We start from the raw sequence: 18,097 nt of genomic DNA on the forward strand, positions 1-18,097 counted from the left end.
ATACGCGCGATATGCGCGCCGCCGCGCAGATCAAAGCACCACGAGATTGTCGCGATGAATCAGTTCGGGCTCGAGCATATAGCCGAGCACTGACTCAATTTCGCCGCTCGGACGCCGCTGGATCAGTTTGGTTTCCGCGCTGCTGTAGTTCGTCAAACCACGTGCGACCTCGCGGCCTGTCGCGCTCAGACACGCGATCACCTCGCCGCGCGCGAATGCACCCTGCACACCGACGATGCCGATCGGCAGCAAGCTCTTGCCGCCGGCGGTCAGTTTTTCGACCGCGCCGTCATCGATCACAACGTGGCCGCGCACCTGCAGGTGATCGGCCATCCATTGCTTGCGCGCCGCCATGCGCGCGGTGCGCGCGATCAGTTGGGTGCCGATCGCCTCGCCGGCCGCCAGTCTCACCAGCACGTCCGACTCGCGCCCACTCGCGATCACCGTATTGGCGCCGCTATGGGCCGCACGCTTCGCAGCGAGAATCTTGGTCAGCATGCCGCCGCGGCCGAGGCTCGAGCCCGCGCCGCCCGCCATCGCCTCGAGCTCGGGCGCGCCGGCGTCGGCTTGCTGGACGAGTGTCGCGGTCGGGTCCTTGCGCGGATCTGCGGTGAAGAGGCCTTGCTGGTCCGTCAGAATGATCAGCGCGTCGCCCTCGATCAGATTGGCAACCAGCGCGCCGAGCGTGTCGTTGTCGCCGAACTTGATTTCGTCGGTGACGACCGTGTCGTTCTCGTTGATGATCGGTACAACTCCGAGCCCCAGCAGCGTGAGCAGCGTGGAGCGAGCGTTCAGATAGCGCTCGCGGTCAGCAAGGTCAGCGTGAGTAAGCAGGATCTGCGCAGTCTGGATGGAATGTTCGGCGAAGCGGCTTTCGTACACTTGCGCGAGACCCATCTGACCGACCGCCGCGGCCGCCTGCAGCTCATCGATTTCACGCGGCCGCTTCGTCCAGCCGAGCCGCTGCATGCCCTCGGCGATCGCACCCGAGCTGACCAGCACGACTTCCTTGCCTTGCGCGCGCAGTGCGGCAATTTGCGCGGCCCAGCGGCCGATCGCCGCATGATCGAGGCCGCGCCCGTCGTTCGTGACGAGACTCGAACCGACTTTGACGACCAATCGCCGTGAATCTGCGATGACGGAACGCATTGTGCGCTGTCTCCCAAGATGACGCGTGATGCATACCGGCACCCGCCGCTGGCGCCGGCGCTCGAGTTGTTATTCCTGCGGATCGGTGCCGGCTTCGCGGGTCGCGGCCGGTACTTGCGTCCCGTCGCGGAAACGCACGTCGGAGGCCAGGTCTTCGGCTTCGGCCGCGCGTTGCGCGTCGGAGTGCTCGGCGAGGTAGTCGAACACGGCGTAGCAAAGATTTTCACAGCCCTGGCCAGTCAGCGCCGAGATCTCGAACACCGGACCGTCCCAGCCGAAGCCTTCGAGGAACGCCGCCACGCGCGCTTCGCGATCGTCCTCAGGCACCATGTCCAGCTTGTTCAGCACAAGCCAGCGCGGCTTCTGATAAAGCTCTTCGTCGTACTTGCGCAGTTCGTTGACGATCGCCTTCGCTTCCGCGACCGGATCGATCGATTCATCGAACGGTGCGATGTCGACGATGTGCAGCAGCAGCCCGGTGCGCTGCAGGTGACGCAGGAATTGATGGCCTAGGCCGGCGCCTTCCGCCGCGCCTTCGATCAGCCCCGGAATGTCGGCAATCACGAAGCTGCGGCTCGGCCCGACGCGCACGACGCCGAGGTTCGGCGCGAGCGTGGTGAACGGGTAATCGGCGATTTTCGGCTTCGCGTTCGACACCGACGAGATAAACGTCGACTTGCCCGCATTCGGCATGCCGAGCAGACCGACGTCGGCCAGCACTTTCAGTTCGAGGCGGACCATGCGGCGCTCGCCCGGCTTGCCGTCGGTCTTCTGACGCGGCGCGCGGTTCGTGCTGGACTTGAAATGGAGGTTGCCGAGGCCGCCGGCTCCCCCTTGCGCGATTTGCACGCTCTGGTTGTGCTCGGTCAGATCGGCGATCAACTCGCCGGTTTCCATGTCCGTGATGGTGGTGCCGACCGGCATGCGCAGCGTGATGTCATCACCGCCCTTGCCGTAGCAATCCGAGCCGCGGCCGTTTTCACCGTTGCGCGCCAGATGTTTTTTCGCGTAGCGGTAATCGATCAGCGTGTTGATGTTGCGGTCAGCCACCGCGATCACGCTGCCGCCCCGGCCGCCGTCACCGCCATCGGGGCCGCCGAACGGGACGAACTTCTCGCGGCGCATCGACGCGCTGCCATCCCCTCCGTCGCCGGCGATGACTTCAATCCTCGCTTCGTCAATGAACTTCATGTGTTACTCCGTCCCGTGGTGTACTGCCCGATTCGATGCAGGGGTTGATACTGATTGGATGCTGCTATTTTGCCGCGCGCGCCGCGCGTTGATCAATCGACCGAACGGCATAGTCCGCCGATGAGGAGCGGTCGGCTGCGCGGCTTCGGCGCCAAGCTAAAGAGACGCCGCAATAAAAAAAGCCCCGCGAACTTCGCGGGGCCTTTTTCCGGTCCTGAAGCCCGTGCCTGATTAAACTCAGGCTGCCGGGACGACGGAAACGGTGTGCTTCTTCGCCGCGCCCTTCGTCGAGAACTGGACGTGGCCGTCCTTCAGCGCGAACAGGGTGTGATCCTTGCCCATGCCGACGTTCTCGCCAGCGTGCATGCGCGTACCGCGCTGACGCACGATGATGCCACCAGCGTTGATAGCCTGGCCGCCGTAAACCTTAACGCCGAGGCGCTTCGATTCGGAGTCGCGGCCGTTCCGGGACGATCCGCCTGCCTTTTTGTGTGCCATTTGATTTGCTCCTTAACCGGTGCGCTTACGCGTTGATCGCGTCGATGCGCAGTTCGGTATAGTTCTGGCGGTGGCCGCCATGCTTCTGGTAGTGCTTCCGGCGACGCATCTTGAAGATCGTCACTTTGGCGTGACGACCTTGCGACACGACGGTAGCCTTGACGGAAGCCCCACTGACCAGCGGCGTACCGAACTTAATCGATTCGCCTTCGCCCACTGCGAGAACCTGGTCGAGCGTGATTTCAGCGTCAATGTCTGCCGGTATCTGTTCTACTTTAAGTTTTTCGCCGACGGCAACCTTGTACTGCTTGCCACCGGTTTTTATGACCGCGTACATTGAGAACCTCACTCTGTATTCATTTTTCCCACGCACCGCGCGCGGAAACTCTCAATTATACATAGAGTTAGCTGCTCGGTCAAAACCTGCTTACCAACCCGTCTACCGTCCGGCTTCGGCCCTCCCTCGCAGGCGCTCGCAGATGGCAAACCTGTAACGCGCGGCGCCCCGCAGACGGCCTTGGCAGGCGCCCCGCGCGCCATGCGGACCGCATCCACGCCGCAGCCGACGACCCGGAAGCGCCCCGATCGCCTTATAATTCGCGGCACTACCCAATTCAGCCATCATGTCGTCGACTGCCACCACCTCCCCCAACGTCGCCAGCCTGCTTGCTCCGATCGCCGAAGACATGCAGCAGGTCAATCGCGTCATCCGGCAACGTCTTGCGTCGGACGTGATGCTGATCAATCAGATTTCCGAGTACATCATCAGCGCCGGCGGCAAGCGGCTGCGGCCCGCGCTGCTGTTGCTGGTGGCGGGCGCGCTGGGCGATACGACGGGGCACCGGCACGAGCTGGCAGCGGTCGTCGAATTCATCCACACGGCCACGCTGCTGCATGACGACGTGGTCGACGAGTCCGACCTGAGGCGCGGCCGCCAGACCGCCAATGCGCTGTTCGGCAACGCGGCGAGCGTGCTGGTCGGTGACTTTCTTTACTCACGGTCGTTCCAGATGATGGTCGGCGTGGGCAAGATGCGCGTGATGGAAATTCTGTCGGAGGCGACCAACATCATCTCTGAAGGCGAAGTGCTGCAGCTGTTGAACATGCACGATGCCGACGTCGACGAAGCCCGTTACATGCAGGTGATCCGCTACAAGACCGCAAAGTTGTTCGAGGCGGCCGCCCAGCTCGGCGCGGTGCTGGCCGGCGCGGACGCGAAAACCGAAGCCGCCGCCGCCGAGTACGGTCGTCGCATCGGCACCGCGTTCCAGATCATGGACGACTGGCTCGACTACACGGGGACGGCCGAGTCGATGGGCAAGAACGCCGGCGACGATCTGCGCGAAGGCAAACCGACGCTTCCGCTCATCTATCTGATCGAACGCGGCACGCCCGAGCAGTCGGCGCTCGCGCGCGAAGCCATCGAGCAAGGTGGCACCGACCGTTTCGATACCATTTTCGATGCGATCACGCGCTCGGGCGCGCTGGATCACACGCTCGAGTGCGCGAAACAGGAGGCGCAGGCAGCCGCGGCAGCAATTTCGTCATTTCCCCATTCCATTTTCAAGGAGAGCCTGCTAGAATTATGCTCTTACTCGACGGCAAGACAGTCTTGAACGAGACTGAGACACCGAATTAGTCTGAATCGAGTCAGCAGTACCCAATCGGGGTGTAGCTTAGCCTGGTAGAGCGCTACGTTCGGGACGTAGAGGCCGGAGGTTCGAATCCTCTCACCCCGACCAGATTCTCCTTGTTAGCTCAAGGTTCAAAACCGCCGCAGCGTTGCTGGGCGGTTTTTTGTTTTGCGCGGCGCTTTTTTCGTTGCTCTCGTGCTGCCCTTCGCCGCTTTCTTTCCTCCGGCTCGTCAGGCACAGCGCGTACGTTGCCACGTTGTCGTCCTAGCGGCGTCAGCCGTCGTCCACACCGGAGCGCGCGGCCCCCTCTGCTATATTCTCTCCATCCTTTCCCTTATTTTTCACGACGCGTGGAACAACTTCCCTTATGGGCGCAGATCGGCGCCGTCCTTCTGCTGCTTGTCTGCTCCGCCTTCTTTTCCATTTCCGAGACAGCGATGATGGCGCTCAATCGTCATCGCCTCAAACATCTCGCCAGCAAGAACACGCTCGGCGCAAAGACGACTCAGGGCCTGCTCGCAAAAACCGATCAGCTGCTCAGCGTGATCCTCATCGGCAACAACCTGTTCAACACGATCATTCCGGTACTGACGACATCGCTCGCGCTGCATACGTTCGGCCGCAATAGCCTCGTGCTGTCGATCGCGACCGGTATCGTCGCGTTCCTCATTATCGTGTTCGCGGAGATCACACCGAAGATCGTCGGCGCGACGTTTCCCGAGAAAATCGCGCTGCCCGCGAGCCTGCTGATCGCGCCGTTGATGCGCGTCGCGAGGCCACTGATCTGGTTTGTCAACCTGTTCGCGACCGGCATCCTGCGCGTGCTGCACATCAACACGAAGGGCGCGCGCGACCAGCGGCTGTCCACCGAAGAACTGCGCACCATCGTGCTCGAGTCGGGAAGCTTCATGCCCACCAAGCACCGCAGCATCCTGCTGAACCTGTTCGACCTCGAAAACATCTCCGTCGATGACGTGATGATCCCGCGTCGCCGTATCGAGGCCCTCGACTTCGATGCCCCGTTCGAACAGATCCTGCATCAACTGGAGACCTGCTATCACAACAAGCTGATCGTCTACCAGGGCGACATCGACCGCGTGCTCGGTGTGCTGCACGTGCGCAAGACGCTCTCAGCGCTGCACAACCAGGAGCTCGAGCGCGATACCTTGCGCGAGCTGCTCGCCGAGCCGTACTTCGTGCCAAGCGGCACGCCGGTGTTCCAGCAGCTGCAATACTTTCAGGAGAGCCGGCAACGCATCGCGCTCGTCGTCAACGAATACGGCGAACTGCAAGGCCTCGTCACACCGGAAGACATCATCGAGGAACTGATCGGCGAATTCACCACGTCGATTCCGCGTAGCGCCAGCTCGCGCGGTGGCTGGAACGAGGCGGGCGAATGCATCGTCGCGGGAAGCATGCCGTTGCGCGAGCTGAACCGCTGGCTGCAACTCGGGCTACCCACCGATGGCCCCAAAACGCTGAACGGCCTGATTCTCGAAATCCTCGAAGACATCCCCGACGGCGACGTCTGCGTGCGCATCGGAGACACCAAGCTCGAAGTGATGCGCAGCGACGATCAGGCGATCCGCACCGTCAAGCTTTTCAAACCGCCGTCGCGCACGAAGGCCGGTAAAGCAAGGTCAGGCTGAACTTCGCGCCGCCGCACGCTGATTTACGGTCAGCATCGCACAGGCTCGCGAAACGCGCCATTAGCCGAATGGCCGAATGGCATTCGGACGCCCGCAACCGGAAGATGAAGCCGTCATGTTCTAAAGGCGGTTCATCACCGGTCTCTCATGCAAACACCCTTTGCCACCGCCGCGGCATTGCCGCGCCCACTCGCTATCGACGGCGAATCCAGCACAACGAGTCTGAACGATCCCGACAACGCCCCAGCCGTGCGTCTGTTGACCGACACGTTGCACGAAGCGACGCGGCGCAATGCGTCGGATATCCACATCGAGCCGGCCGAGCATGGCTGGCGTGTGCGCCTGCGTATCGACGGCGTGCTGCATGAAATCCCGCGGCCGCCCGCCCATCTGCGCGACGCGTTCGTCACGCGTGTGAAAGTGCTCGCGCGCATGGACATCGCCGAGCGACGCGTGCCGCAGGACGGCCGGCTACGCCTAGCGACGTCGCCAGGGCGGCTCGAGGATTACCGCGTCAATTCGCTGCCGACACTGTTCGGCGAAAAGCTCGTGCTACGACGGCTCGACGCGCTGCCCGCCGATCTTTCGCTCGATTCGCTCGGCCTCGATCCGCGGCAGCGCGAAGCCGTCGACGCCGCGATCCGCGCGCCGCACGGTCTGATGCTCGTCACCGGACCGACGGGCAGCGGCAAGACACTATCGCTGTACTGCTTCCTGAACCTGCTGAACGGCGAGGCACGCAACCTCTGCTCGGTAGAAGACCCAGCCGAGATCCAGCTGGCCGGCATCAACCAGGTCAGCGTGCGCGAAAAAGCCGGACTGACTTTCGCGGTCGCGCTGCGGGCTTTTCTGCGTCAGGACCCGGACGTGATCATGGTTGGCGAAATCCGCGACAACGAAACCGCCGACGTTGCCGTGAAGGCCGCCCAAACCGGTCACCTCGTGCTGTCCACGCTGCATACGAACGACGCGCCCGCGGCCATCGCGCGGCTCATCGACATCGGTGTCGAGCCGTACAACCTTGCCGCCGCGCTGCGCATGGTGACCGCGCAGCGGCTGGTGCGGCGACTGTGCGTCGCATGCCGCGCGCCCGCGCCGCATTCGCCGGCGGCACTCCACGCCGCGGGCTTTGGCGAACATGAGCTCGACGGCTGGCAACCGTATGCGGCGACCGGCTGCGCGGTTTGTCATGGCATCGGCTATCGGGGGCGCGTCGGCATTCATCAGGTGATGCCCGTCTCCGACGCGATGCGTGAGCAGATCGTCGCAAGCGCGGGCGCGCACGAGCTGGCCCGCCTCGCGCAGATGGAACGGGTCGCGACGTTACGCGACGCGGCGCTTGCGCGCGTGCGCGACGGCACCACGAGTCTCGCCGAAGCGCTCGCCGCCACGGAGGTCGCATGAGTACCGCCGCGCTGTCACCAACCCGGTCCGTCTCAGCCGACCTACGCTTCAGATGGCGCGGCGTCGACGCGGACGGCACGCGCCAAAGCGGCACGCTGATCGCGCCCGACGCGAGCGCCGCACGCACGATGCTCAAACGCGACAACCTCTTTATCGTCGAACTCGCAACGCAAGGACCGGCGCCACGCCCGAAGACGAGCGCGGCCGCTGTCACGCTGTTCACGCGACAACTGTCCAGTCTGCTGCGTGCCGGTTTGGCGCTCGCGCCCGCGCTCGAACTACTCGCGCAGGCGTCGACGTCGGGTCAGCGGCAAGGCATGCCGCGCATCGTCGGCACTATCGCGCGCGACATCACCGCCGGCCTGCGGTTTTCGGCGGCCTTGCAGCGGCACCCGGCGCAGTTCAATGCGCTGTATTGCCAGCTCGTCGAGGTGGGCGAAGCGGCGGGCGCGCTCGTCACCGTGCTCGCCCGCCTCGCCGACGATCGCGAACGCGCCGCTGCGCAGCGCGCCAAGGTGCGCGCGGCTCTCACCTATCCAGCCGCGATCCTGCTGCTCGCGCTCGCGATAACTGCCGCATTGCTGGTGTGGGTCGTGCCGACGTTCAAGCAGATCTTCGATGGCTTCGGCGCGAAGCTGCCCGCGCCGACGCAGTTCGTGCTGGCGCTCTCGGCGGCCGCCGCGCGCTGGAGTGTGCCGTTGTTCATACTGATGCTCGCAATGAGCTCGGCCATCACGCTCGTGCTGCGTCGTTCGGTAAGCGCGCGCATCCGCTTCGCGCGCCTGTCGCTCGACCTGCCGGTGGCCGGCCCGCTGCTGCGCACGCTGTGCGCGGCGCGCTGGAGTCGCGCGCTTGGCACCTTGCTGTCCGCCGGCACGCCGCTCGCCGACGCATTCGATTCGCTCACTCAGGCGACCGGCAATGCCTTCTTCGATCGCGCGACGGCAAGCATCGCCATCAGATTGCGGCGCGGCGAACGGCTCGCCGCGGCTATGCTCGCGGCCCGCTGCTTTCCTCCCGAAGTCGTGCAGCCCGTTGCGGTCGCGGAGGAATCCGGCGCGCTCGACAGCATGCTCCTCGATGTCGCGTCGCTTGCGGATCGCCAGGTCGACGACAGGATCGGCACGCTATCGAGCCTGTGTGAACCGCTCGTGATCGTCGTGCTCGGCACACTGGTCGGCGGCCTCGTCATCGCGATGTATCTTCCCATTATTCAACTCGGCAACGTGGTGTAGCATCGCAGCCGAATCCACTTCGTCACCATGCAGGCTCCTCTTCCGCTCGTGTCACAAACTTCCTCCAGCCTGCTCGCGGGCTTACTGCCGGGCCGCTTTGCCAGCGATATCGGCCTCGCGCTCGCGAGCCTGCCCGCTGGCGTGCAGATCGCATTCGCGATCGTGCTTGGCCTCGTGATTGGCAGCTTCCTGAACGTGGTCGTGCATCGATTGCCGATCATGCTCGAGCGTGCATGGCGCGCCGAAATCAGCGAGACCACCGACGTGCCGCCGCCCGACCACGGACTGCCCGCGCGCTACAACCTGTGGATGCCGCGCAGCGCGTGCCCGCATTGCGGCCATGTGCTGAGCGCGTGGGAAAACTTGCCGGTGCTGAGCTACCTGCTGTTACGCGGCCGTTGTTCCGCGTGCGGCACGCATATCAGCGCACGCTATCCTCTGCTCGAAATCGCGAGCGCCGCTTTCGCGGCAGGCGCACTGATAGCGTTCGGCCCGACGCTGATGGCACTCGCCGCGTTCGGCCTGTGCGCGACGTTGCTCGCGATGAGCGCGATCGACGTCGACACGCATTTGCTGCCCGACTCCTTGACGCTGCCGCTGTTGTGGGCCGGCCTGATCGTCAATTTCAACGGCATGTTCACGAATCTGCATGATGCGGTGCTCGGCGCTATCTTCGGATATCTGGCGTTGTGGGCCGTGCATTGGGTGTTCAAGCTCGTGCGTGGTATCGAAGGCATGGGCTATGGCGACTTCAAGCTGCTCGCCGCGCTCGGCGCGTGGCTCGGCTGGCCCGCGCTGCCGCAGATCGTGCTGGTCGCCGCGGTGGCCGGTGCCGTGATCGGCCTCGCGGCGACGTGGCGCGGCCGAATGCGCTTCGAGGAGCCGCTCCCGTTCGGGCCGTTTCTCGCGGCGGGCGGTGTGTTGACGCTGTTTGCCGGCACGCCGCTTTATCTGGCTCTGGGGGGCTGAACCATGTTCGTTGTGGGACTCACTGGCGGTATCGGCAGCGGCAAATCGACGGTGGCCGATCTGTTTGCCGCGCGCGGCGTGCCGCTCGTCGACACGGACGTGATCGCGCATCGCATCACCGCGCCGCATGGCCTCGCAATGCCGCACATCGCCGCCGAATTCGGCGCGCAATCCGTCGCCGCCGACGGCTCCCTCGATCGCGCGCGCATGCGCACGCTCGTGTTCAGCGACGAGACCGCGCGCAAACGTCTCGAAGGCATCACGCATCCGTTGATTCGCGCGGAAACCGAGCGCGAAGAGCGCGAAGCGAAAGGACCGTATGTGATCGTCGTGGTGCCGTTGCTGGTCGAGTCCGGGACCTGGAAGAACCGCGTGAATCGCGTGCTCACCGTCGATTGCAGCGTCGACACGCAGATCGCGCGTGTGGTGAGCCGCAACGGCTTCAGCCGTGAGCAGGTGCTCGCAATCATTGCGCGCCAGGCCACGCGCGAAGCGCGGCTCGCCGCCGCCGACGACGTGATCGTCAATGACAATGCGCCGCTCGAAGAACTCGAGGCGCAGGTGGACGCTCACCATCAAGCCTATCTGTCGCTGGCGAAGGGCGATGCCGAGTTGTAGCGCGCGCAGACGCGTCGTCACCGGCACATTGAACTTTGCGCGCACGCGGCAGCCGAAGCGCTCATAACACCGGGAACTCACAAAAAAGTTGCGAAAGCGCGCAGAAAAAGTGCGTGATTGCCTGGGTAGTCCCACGGCATTAGAATGTTTTGCATTCCTGTCACCGACCACGCCCGAGGCGAGCCCGCTTGATCCTTTACGAGTACCCCTTCAATGAGCGAATCCGGACGCTGTTGCGGCTCGAAGATCTGTTCGAGCGCTTCACGTTCTTTCTGACTCAGGAAGACGCGCGGGAACATCACGTCGCACTGACAACGCTGTTCGAAATCTCCGAAGTGGCGGGCCGCGCGGATCTGAAATCGGATCTGATGAAAGAGCTCGAGCGGCAGCGGCAAACGCTCGCGCCATTTCGCGGCAATCCGGGCATCGAGCAGAACGCGCTCGAAGCGGTGCTCGGCGAAATCGAGCAGACGCTTGCGGGGCTCACGCAGATGCAAGGCAAGACCGGCCAGCATCTTGCAGACAACGAGTGGCTCGCGAGCATTCGCAGCCGCGCAATCATCCCCGGTGGTACCTGCAAATTCGACCTGCCCTCGTATTACGCGTGGCAACAGTTGCATCCCGATCAGCGTCGCCAGGACATCGCCAAGTGGGTGACACCGCTTTTGCCGCTGCGCGACGCGGCCACCATCGTGCTGCGGCTCGCGCGTGAGTCGGGCCAGGCGTCGAAGGTGATGGCGATGCAAGGCAGCTATCAGCAAATGCTGTCGGGCCGCTCGTATCAATTGATGCAGGTTCGCGTCGCTCCCGAATTGCGCGTGATTCCCGAAGCGAGCGCCAACAAGTACATGCTGTGGGTGCGCTTTACGGTGCAGGACGGCGATCTGCGGCCGCGCGCGGTCGACGTCGACGTGCCGTTCCAACTCACGCTCTGCAGCCTGTAGTCGCCTGTCAATCACCGCCGCATTGAGCAGCGCACACCGGATTTGACCGAACGCGCCTTTGAACCGGCGCGAAATAGCCCTATATTCGTTACTTGTTCCGTTTGCGATTGACCGTCCGACCGTATGCCTACCGTCGTCAAATGTCCTACCTGCGGTAAAGATGTCCGCTGGACCTCCGAGAGCCGCTTCCGTCCGTTCTGCTCCGAGCGCTGCAAACAGATCGATCTGGGCGCATGGGCCGCCGAAAAATACAGGATTGGCGGCAACGAACAGGAAGGATCTTCGTCCGAAGAGGAAACGCCGCGCGGCGACTACAACCCGCACTGAGCGAGTCAGTAAAAAAGCCACGCGAACCGGCGCTACCGATACAGCGCCCGCTACCGCGTGGCTTTTTCAATCACGGCCTGCAATCAATCACTTCTTCTCAGCCGCGAGCCACTCCAGCACCGGGATCGTGGCCGGCAGCAACGGCGAGACATCCGCAGGCAAGCTCTGCCAGACGAAGGCCTGACCTTCACGCCCCTGCGGCTCGCCCGACCATTGCGTCACCTTGCAGAAGAAGAGGCGCACATAGGCGTGCGGATAATCGTGTTCGAGCGTATGCCACAGATGGCTCGCCTCGACCTCGATTCCCAGTTCCTCGTGCAGCTCGCGCGCGAGCGCGGCCTCGACCGATTCGCCCGCTTCGAGCTTGCCGCCCGGAAACTCCCAGTAGCCCTCGTACGGCTTGCCCGTCGGACGCTGCGCGAGCAGATAGCGCCCATCCGGCTGCACCAGCACGCCGACAGCGACTTCGGTGACCGGACGGCCAGCGCCGTTGGCGCCGACGCTATTGCCGGCGCTTATGTTAGCGTCGCTCATGCCGGCGTCTTACGGCCGGACCAGTCGCGCGCGAACTGCCATGCGACCCGTCCCGAGCGCGAGCCACGTTCGAGCGCCCACACGAGCGCATCGCCGCGCGCCGATTCGATCTCGGCGTCGTCGCAACCGAAATGGCGCAGCCAGTGCGCGATGATCCTCAGGTAGTCGTCCTGCTTGAACGGATAGAAGCTGACCCACAGCCCGAAACGCTCGGACAGCGAAATCTTCTCTTCGACCAGTTCACCCGGATGAATCTCGCCGTCCGAAGTGTGCTTGTACGTCTCGTTGTCGCTCATGTACTCGGGCAGCAGATGGCGGCGGTTCGACGTCGCATAGATCAGTACGTTGTCGGACTGCGCGGCCACCGAGCCGTCGAGCGCAACCTTCAGCGCCTTGTAGCCCGACTCGCCTTCTTCGAACGACAGGTCGTCGCAGAACACGACGAAGCGCTCCGGCCGCTTCGCGATCAGATCGACGATGTCGCCTAGGTCGTGCAGATCGTCCTTGTCCACTTCGATCAGGCGCAGGCCGTCTTTCGCATACGCGTTCAGGCACGCCTTGATCAGCGACGACTTGCCGGTACCGCGCGCGCCCGTCAGCAGCACGTTGTTGGCCGGCTGACCGCGCACGAACTGGCGCGTGTTCTGTTCGATCAACCCCTTCTGGCGATCGATGTTCTGCAGGTCGTCGAGCGTGATCGGCGAAATGGCATGCACCGGCTGCAAGTAGCCGCGACCCTGGCGCTTGCGCCAGCGGAAAGCGACCGCGGCCGACCAGTCGATGTCCGGCGCGGCGGGCGGAAGCATCGCTTCCAGGCGGCCGAGCACGGCTTCGGCCCGGTTCAGAAACAGTTCGAGTTTGTCCATGGTGAGTAGGCGGCCCGTGGCCGCGCTTTGAAGCTGATTACGAGCGGTAGTCGGCGTTGATGCTCACGTAGTCGTGCGACAGATCGCAGGTCCAGATCGTGGCTTGCGCATTACCGCGGCCGAGCACGACGCGAATGCCGATCTCGCTTTTTTTCATCACGCGCTGGCCGTCTTCTTCGCGGTAGGCCGGGTTGCGTCCGCCGGCAGTCGCGACCAGCACGTCGTCCAGATACAGATCGATCTTGCCGACGTCGAGATCGTCAACGCCGGCATAGCCGATGGCCGCGAGAATACGGCCGAGGTTCGGGTCCGATGCATAGAAGGCCGTCTTGACGAGCGGCGAGTGGCCGATCGCGTAGGCGATCTGGCGGCATTCGCCGACGCTCGAGCCGCCTTCGACATGCACGGTCATGAATTTGGTCGCGCCCTCGCCGTCGCGCACGATCAGTTGCGCGAGGTTCTGCGCGACCTCGGTCACCGCGTCGCGCAGCGCTGCATAAGCGGGCGAATCGGTGGACGTGATCGCGGGCAGGCTCGATTTGCCCGACGCGATCAGGATGAACGAATCGTTGGTCGACGTATCGCCATCGATCGTGATGCAGTTGAACGAGCGATCCGCGACGTGCTTCACGAGCTCGTCGAGGACCGGCTGCGCGACGGCTGCGTCGAACGCGAGGAAGCCGAGCATGGTCGCCATGTTCGGCTTGATCATGCCGGCGCCCTTGCTGATGCCGGTCAGCGTGACGGTATGACCGCCGATCGTGACCTGGCGCGAGCTCGCCTTCGGCAGCGTGTCGGTCGTCATGATCGACTGCGCCGCGTCGTACCAGTTCGCTTCCTTGCGGTTCGCGAGCGCGGCCGGCAAGCCCGCCTTCAGACGATCGACCGGCAGCGGTTCGAGAATCACACCCGTCGAGAACGGCAGCACCTGCTCGGGCGCGATGTCGGCAAGACGCGCGAGTTCCGCGCAGGTTTCGCGCGTCGCCGCGAGGCCCGGCTCACCGGTGCCCGCGTTCGCGTTGCCGGTGTTGATCACCAGCGCGCGAATCGGCTTGCCGCCCGCGCGCACGCGCTGCAGGTTCTCGCGGCAGACCGTGACGGGCGCCGCGCAGAAGCGGTTCTGCGTGAACACGCCGCCTACCGTCGCGCCTTCGTCGACGGAAATGACGAGCACGTCCTTGCGGTTCGGTTTGCGGATATTCGCTTCCGCCCAACCTAGCGTGACGCCGGCGACGGGGTGGAGTTGAGCGGGATCGATCGAGGGAAAGTTGACAGCCATGGTCGCGACCTGTCGAAGAAAATGCCGGCGGACGCCGGCATCGGGGAAACGGAACTGATGACCCGGGTGTGTTGCCGGGTCACCCGCGAAATCAAAACGGCCAACGGCGCTTAAAAACGACACGGCGCGCCCGGAAGCGCGCCGCATCGCCATCAGGCGATCTTGCCGTGGCACTGCTTGTACTTCTTGCCGCTGCCGCACGGGCACGGGTCGTTGCGGCCGACCTTCGGCACGTTGTCGGCATTCATGTGCACGGCCGCCTGCGGCGCTGCGCCGTGGCCGTGGCTCATCGCGTCGCCGATCATCGCGGCGGTGGCCGCTTCGGCCGCGACCGGCGCGGCGGCGCCGGCTTCCGCGAACTCGGCATGACGGAACTCGACGTTCTCCAGATGACCGCCCTGCTCTTCCATCTGCTCCGCGGCCGCTTCGAGCTGCTCCGGCGACTGGATCTGCACGTTCATCACGATGCGCGTGACTTCGAGCTTCACGGCGTCGAGCATCGCGGCGAACAGTTCGAACGCCTCGCGCTTGTATTCCTGCTTCGGGTTCTTCTGCGCATAGCCGCGCAGATGGATGCCCTGACGCAGATGATCGAGCGCGGCCAGATGCTCGCGCCACGCGCGGTCGAGCGTCTGCAGCATGATCGAGCGCTCGAACGCGCTGAACGATTCGCGGCCGACCAGCTGGACCTTCGCCTCGTACCCTTCGTCCGCGGCGGCCTCGACCGCTTCGAGAATCTCTTCCGCGCTGATCGAGTTCGACTCGTTGATCATTTCCTGAATCGCGAGGTCGAGCTGCCATTCGTTGCGCAGTACTTCCTCGAGCTCGGGCACGTCCCACTGCTCTTCGATGCTGCCCACCGGCACGAACTGATGCACGATGTCGCCGACCACGCCGTGACGCATCGCGCTGATGGTCTCGGTGATGTCGTTCGCTTCGAGCAGTTCGTTGCGCTGCTGGTAGATCACCTTGCGCTGGTCGTTCGATACGTCGTCGTATTCGAGCAATTGCTTACGAATATCGAAGTTGCGCGCCTCGACCTTGCGTTGCGCCGATTCAATCGAGCGCGACACGATGCCCGCTTCGATCGCCTCGCCTTCCGGCATCTTCAGGCGGTCCATGATCGCGCGCACGCGGTCGCCCGCGAAAATGCGCAGCAGCGGATCTTCCAGCGACAGATAGAAGCGCGACGAACCCGGGTCGCCCTGACGGCCCGCACGGCCGCGCAGCTGGTTGTCGATCCGGCGAGACTCGTGACGTTCGGTGCCGATGATGTGCAGACCACCCGCGGCTTTCACCTGATCGTGCAGCGTCTGCCATTCATCGTGCAGCTTCTGGATGCGGCGCTGCTTTTCGTCGGCGGCGAGCGTTTCGTCCTGCTCGATGAACGACGCCTGCTTCTCCGCGTTGCCGCCGAGCACGATGTCCGTACCACGGCCGGCCATGTTGGTCGCGATCGTGATGCGCTGCGGACGGCCCGCTTCGGCGACGATCTCCGCTTCGCGCGCGTGCTGCTTCGCGTTCAGCACTTCGTGCGGCAAGCTGACCTGCTTCAGCAGATGCGACAGCAGCTCCGAGTTCTCGATCGACGTCGTGCCAACCAGCACCGGCTGACCTCGTTCGAAGCACTCGCGAATGTCGCGGATCACCGCGTCGTAGCGTTCCTTCGCGGTCTTGTAGATCTGATCCTGCTTGTCGATCCGCTTCGGCGGACGGTTGGTCGGGATCACGACCGTTTCGAGACCGTAGATCTCGTTGAATTCGTACGCTTCGGTGTCGGCCGTGCCGGTCATGCCGGCCAGCTTCGCGTACATGCGGAAGTAGTTCTGGAACGTGATCGATGCGAGCGTCTGGTTCTCGCTCTGGATCTTCACGTGTTCCTTCGCCTCGACCGCCTGGTGCAGACCGTCAGACCAACGGCGGCCGGCCATCAGACGGCCGGTAAATTCGTCGACGATGATCACTTCGCCGTTCTGCACGACGTAGTGCTGATCCTTGAAGAACAGCGTGTGCGCGCGCAACGCCGCGTACACGTGGTGCATCAGCGTGATGTTCTGCGGCGCGTACAGGCTTTCGCCGTCGCCGATCAGGCCCCACTCGGAGAGCAGGCGCTCGGCCTTTTCGTGGCCCGACTCGGTCAGGAAGACCTGACGGCCTTTTTCGTCCAGCGTGTAGTCGCCCGGCTTCTCGACGCCGGTGCCGTCCGCCTTCTCTTCGCCGATCTGGCGCTCGAGCAGCGGCGGCAGCGCGTTCATGCGCACGTAGAGTTCGGTGTGATCTTCGGCCTGGCCGGAGATGATCAGCGGCGTACGCGCTTCGTCGATCAGGATCGAGTCCACCTCGTCGACGACCGCGAAGTTCAGGCTACGCTGCACGCGCGCGTCGGTCTCGTAGACCATGTTGTCGCGCAGGTAGTCGAAGCCGAATTCGTTGTTGGTGCCGTAGGTGATGTCGGCGGCGTAGGCTTGCTGCTTCGCCGTGTGCTCCATTTGCGACAGGTTGATACCGACCGACAGACCGAGGAAGTTGTAGAGACGCGCCATCCATTCGGCGTCGCGCTGCGCGAGGTAGTCGTTGACCGTGACCACGTGGACGCCGCGGCCCGACAGCGCGTTCAGGTAGACCGGCAGCGTCGCGACGAGCGTCTTGCCCTCGCCGGTGCGCATTTCGCTGATCTTGCCGTAGTGCAGCGCCATACCGCCGATCAGCTGCACGTCGAAGTGGCGCATCTTCAGCACCCGCTTGCTGGCCTCGCGGCAGACCGCGAACGCTTCCGGCAGGATCTTGTCGAGCGATTCGCCGCTCGCAACGCGCTGGCGGAATTCACCCGTTTTGGCGCGCAGTTGGTCATCCGTCAATTGCTCGATCTGCGGCTCGAGCGCATTGATCGCCGCGACGGTCTTTTGATATTGCTTGACTAGCCGCTGATTACGGCTGCCAAAAATCTTCTGTAGAAAACCGGTGGTCATCGGATCGGTGTCTGCGTCGCGGCTTCGGCTGGCTCGCGGTATGCGCTACGCGCATACCGCGCCTGGGTCGGAAAGTCCTCGGCGGCTTAGTCCAAGAGTGAATTCGAATCGGGCATTTTAGCACGCGCCTCCGGCCGCGCTCGTGTCGCAGGCGTGACGGCGCCGGCCTCCGCCAGCCCCGCCCGGCAACCTTCGGCGCGGCGCGGACCGACTTCGCAAGCTGCCCGCGCGGTACAATCGCGGCGTGAGCGCGCATGGGGCGAGCTCACGTCGTCAATCCCAAACATGAGCCGTTTTTCGTCCTTTTCAAGGCCGCCGAAGCAGTTCGATCGGCGCCGTCCGCAACCGCTTGCCGAGGTACTCGGCCGCACGGACGCGTTCGCTGCGCTGCGCGCAGGCGTCGAGCAGATCGCCGCGCTCGAGAAGGATCTGCGCGAGCTGCTGCCCGATTATCTGGCGACGAGCGTCGAGCCTGGCTTCATCAAGGAGGGCGTGCTGGCCCTGTTCGCCGCACACAACGCGCTCGCGGCGCGTCTGCGGCATCTGGAGCCGCGGCTGCTGGCGGATTTGCAGCAGCGCGGCTGGCCCGTGCAGGCGCTGAAGATTCGGGTGCGGCCGCAGCCGCTGAAAGAACCGCCGCCCGTAAAACAGGCGCGCATGACGCCGGCGGGCGCCGCCGCGCTGCAGGCGTTGAGCGAATCGCTCGAGCCTTCGCCGTTGCAGGAGGCGCTGGCGCGCATGGCCGCGCGGCATCGGCGCAATCGCTGAACGCTCGACGAAAAAAACGGCCCCGAGGGGCCGTTTTTCATTTGCTTGCCTGTTACGCTGGCT

General features: G+C 64.1%; 17 protein-coding genes and 1 tRNA gene. 10 read left to right on the forward strand and 8 right to left on the reverse strand.

All coding sequences use genetic code 11. The features are described from left to right. Window positions 1-30: 30 nt before the first annotated feature. The 4 genes from proB to rplU form a co-directional block, all read right to left on the reverse strand. The gene (gene proB, locus OKW29_RS33130) at window positions 31-1,149 is read right to left on the reverse strand and encodes a glutamate 5-kinase (protein WP_429293970.1); all 1,119 of its coding nucleotides are present in this window, start codon (window positions 1,147-1,149) and stop codon (window positions 31-33) included. Between the two features lie 69 nt (window positions 1,150-1,218). Next, window positions 1,219-2,340, reverse strand: a complete 1,122-nt coding sequence (gene cgtA / locus OKW29_RS33135; RefSeq protein WP_184051016.1) for an Obg family GTPase CgtA — start codon at window positions 2,338-2,340, stop codon at window positions 1,219-1,221. Window positions 2,341-2,577: 237 nt separating this feature from the next. Further along, complete coding sequence (gene rpmA, locus OKW29_RS33140) at window positions 2,578-2,838, reverse strand: 50S ribosomal protein L27 (protein WP_008923994.1); 261 nt, start codon at window positions 2,836-2,838, stop codon at window positions 2,578-2,580. A 25-nt stretch (window positions 2,839-2,863) separates the two neighbouring features. Further along, window positions 2,864-3,175 carry a 50S ribosomal protein L21 gene (rplU, locus tag OKW29_RS33145; RefSeq protein ID WP_007180329.1) on the reverse strand — a complete coding sequence of 104 codons (312 nt, stop codon included), beginning with the start codon at window positions 3,173-3,175 and terminating at the stop codon, window positions 2,864-2,866. A 286-nt stretch (window positions 3,176-3,461) separates the two neighbouring features. Here rplU and OKW29_RS33150 point away from each other — a divergent pair, with 286 nt between their 5' ends. From OKW29_RS33150 to yacG, 9 genes are all read left to right on the forward strand, one after another. Next, window positions 3,462-4,454 carry a polyprenyl synthetase family protein gene (locus tag OKW29_RS33150; RefSeq protein WP_026229109.1) on the forward strand — a complete coding sequence of 331 codons (993 nt, stop codon included), beginning with the start codon at window positions 3,462-3,464 and terminating at the stop codon, window positions 4,452-4,454. Between the two features lie 49 nt (window positions 4,455-4,503). After that, window positions 4,504-4,580 (forward strand) — tRNA-Pro (locus OKW29_RS33155). A gap of 242 nt (window positions 4,581-4,822) precedes the next feature. After that, entirely contained in the window at window positions 4,823-6,121 is a 1,299-nt protein-coding gene (locus OKW29_RS33160) for an HlyC/CorC family transporter (RefSeq protein WP_429293971.1), read from the forward strand. Between the two features lie 147 nt (window positions 6,122-6,268). After that, window positions 6,269-7,525: a GspE/PulE family protein gene (locus OKW29_RS33165; RefSeq protein ID WP_429293972.1), complete on the forward strand. Its 1,257-nt coding sequence runs from the start codon at window positions 6,269-6,271 to the stop codon at window positions 7,523-7,525. Then, entirely contained in the window at window positions 7,522-8,760 is a 1,239-nt protein-coding gene (locus tag OKW29_RS33170; protein WP_429293973.1) for a type II secretion system F family protein, read from the forward strand. Before OKW29_RS33165 ends, OKW29_RS33170 begins: the two co-directional genes overlap by 4 nt. A gap of 27 nt (window positions 8,761-8,787) precedes the next feature. Further along, entirely contained in the window at window positions 8,788-9,729 is a 942-nt protein-coding gene (locus OKW29_RS33175; protein ID WP_429293974.1) for a prepilin peptidase, read from the forward strand. Between the two features lie 3 nt (window positions 9,730-9,732). Continuing rightward, window positions 9,733-10,347: a dephospho-CoA kinase gene (gene coaE, locus OKW29_RS33180; RefSeq protein WP_429293975.1), complete on the forward strand. Its 615-nt coding sequence runs from the start codon at window positions 9,733-9,735 to the stop codon at window positions 10,345-10,347. A 188-nt stretch (window positions 10,348-10,535) separates the two neighbouring features. Beyond that, a complete protein-coding gene (gene zapD, locus OKW29_RS33185; protein ID WP_008921182.1) occupies window positions 10,536-11,291 on the forward strand; it encodes a cell division protein ZapD in 756 nt (251 codons plus the stop codon). Between the two features lie 123 nt (window positions 11,292-11,414). After that, entirely contained in the window at window positions 11,415-11,618 is a 204-nt protein-coding gene (gene yacG, locus OKW29_RS33190; protein WP_090801947.1) for a DNA gyrase inhibitor YacG, read from the forward strand. Window positions 11,619-11,705: 87 nt separating this feature from the next. Here yacG and OKW29_RS33195 read toward each other — a convergent pair whose 3' ends face one another. From OKW29_RS33195 to secA, 4 genes are all read right to left on the reverse strand, one after another. Continuing rightward, a complete protein-coding gene (locus tag OKW29_RS33195; protein WP_429293976.1) occupies window positions 11,706-12,152 on the reverse strand; it encodes an NUDIX domain-containing protein in 447 nt (148 codons plus the stop codon). Then, window positions 12,149-13,018 carry an ATP-binding protein gene (locus OKW29_RS33200; RefSeq protein WP_429293977.1) on the reverse strand — a complete coding sequence of 290 codons (870 nt, stop codon included), beginning with the start codon at window positions 13,016-13,018 and terminating at the stop codon, window positions 12,149-12,151. The genes OKW29_RS33195 and OKW29_RS33200 overlap by 4 nt, the downstream gene beginning before the upstream one ends. Window positions 13,019-13,055: 37 nt before the next feature. Continuing rightward, window positions 13,056-14,297 (reverse strand): bifunctional glutamate N-acetyltransferase/amino-acid acetyltransferase ArgJ, encoded by a 1,242-nt coding sequence (gene argJ / locus OKW29_RS33205; protein WP_429293978.1) that lies wholly within the window; start codon window positions 14,295-14,297, stop codon window positions 13,056-13,058. 152 nt (window positions 14,298-14,449) lie between these two features. Continuing rightward, window positions 14,450-17,266: a preprotein translocase subunit SecA gene (secA, locus tag OKW29_RS33210; RefSeq protein ID WP_429293979.1), complete on the reverse strand. Its 2,817-nt coding sequence runs from the start codon at window positions 17,264-17,266 to the stop codon at window positions 14,450-14,452. A gap of 285 nt (window positions 17,267-17,551) precedes the next feature. Between secA and OKW29_RS33215 the strand changes: the two genes are divergently transcribed. After that, window positions 17,552-18,034 (forward strand): DciA family protein, encoded by a 483-nt coding sequence (locus tag OKW29_RS33215; protein WP_090801953.1) that lies wholly within the window; start codon window positions 17,552-17,554, stop codon window positions 18,032-18,034. The last annotated feature ends 63 nt before the right edge of the window (window positions 18,035-18,097 follow it).

It is taken from the genome of Paraburkholderia sp. CI3, assembly GCF_050436505.1.
Classification (GTDB): domain Bacteria; phylum Pseudomonadota; class Gammaproteobacteria; order Burkholderiales; family Burkholderiaceae; genus Paraburkholderia; species Paraburkholderia tuberum.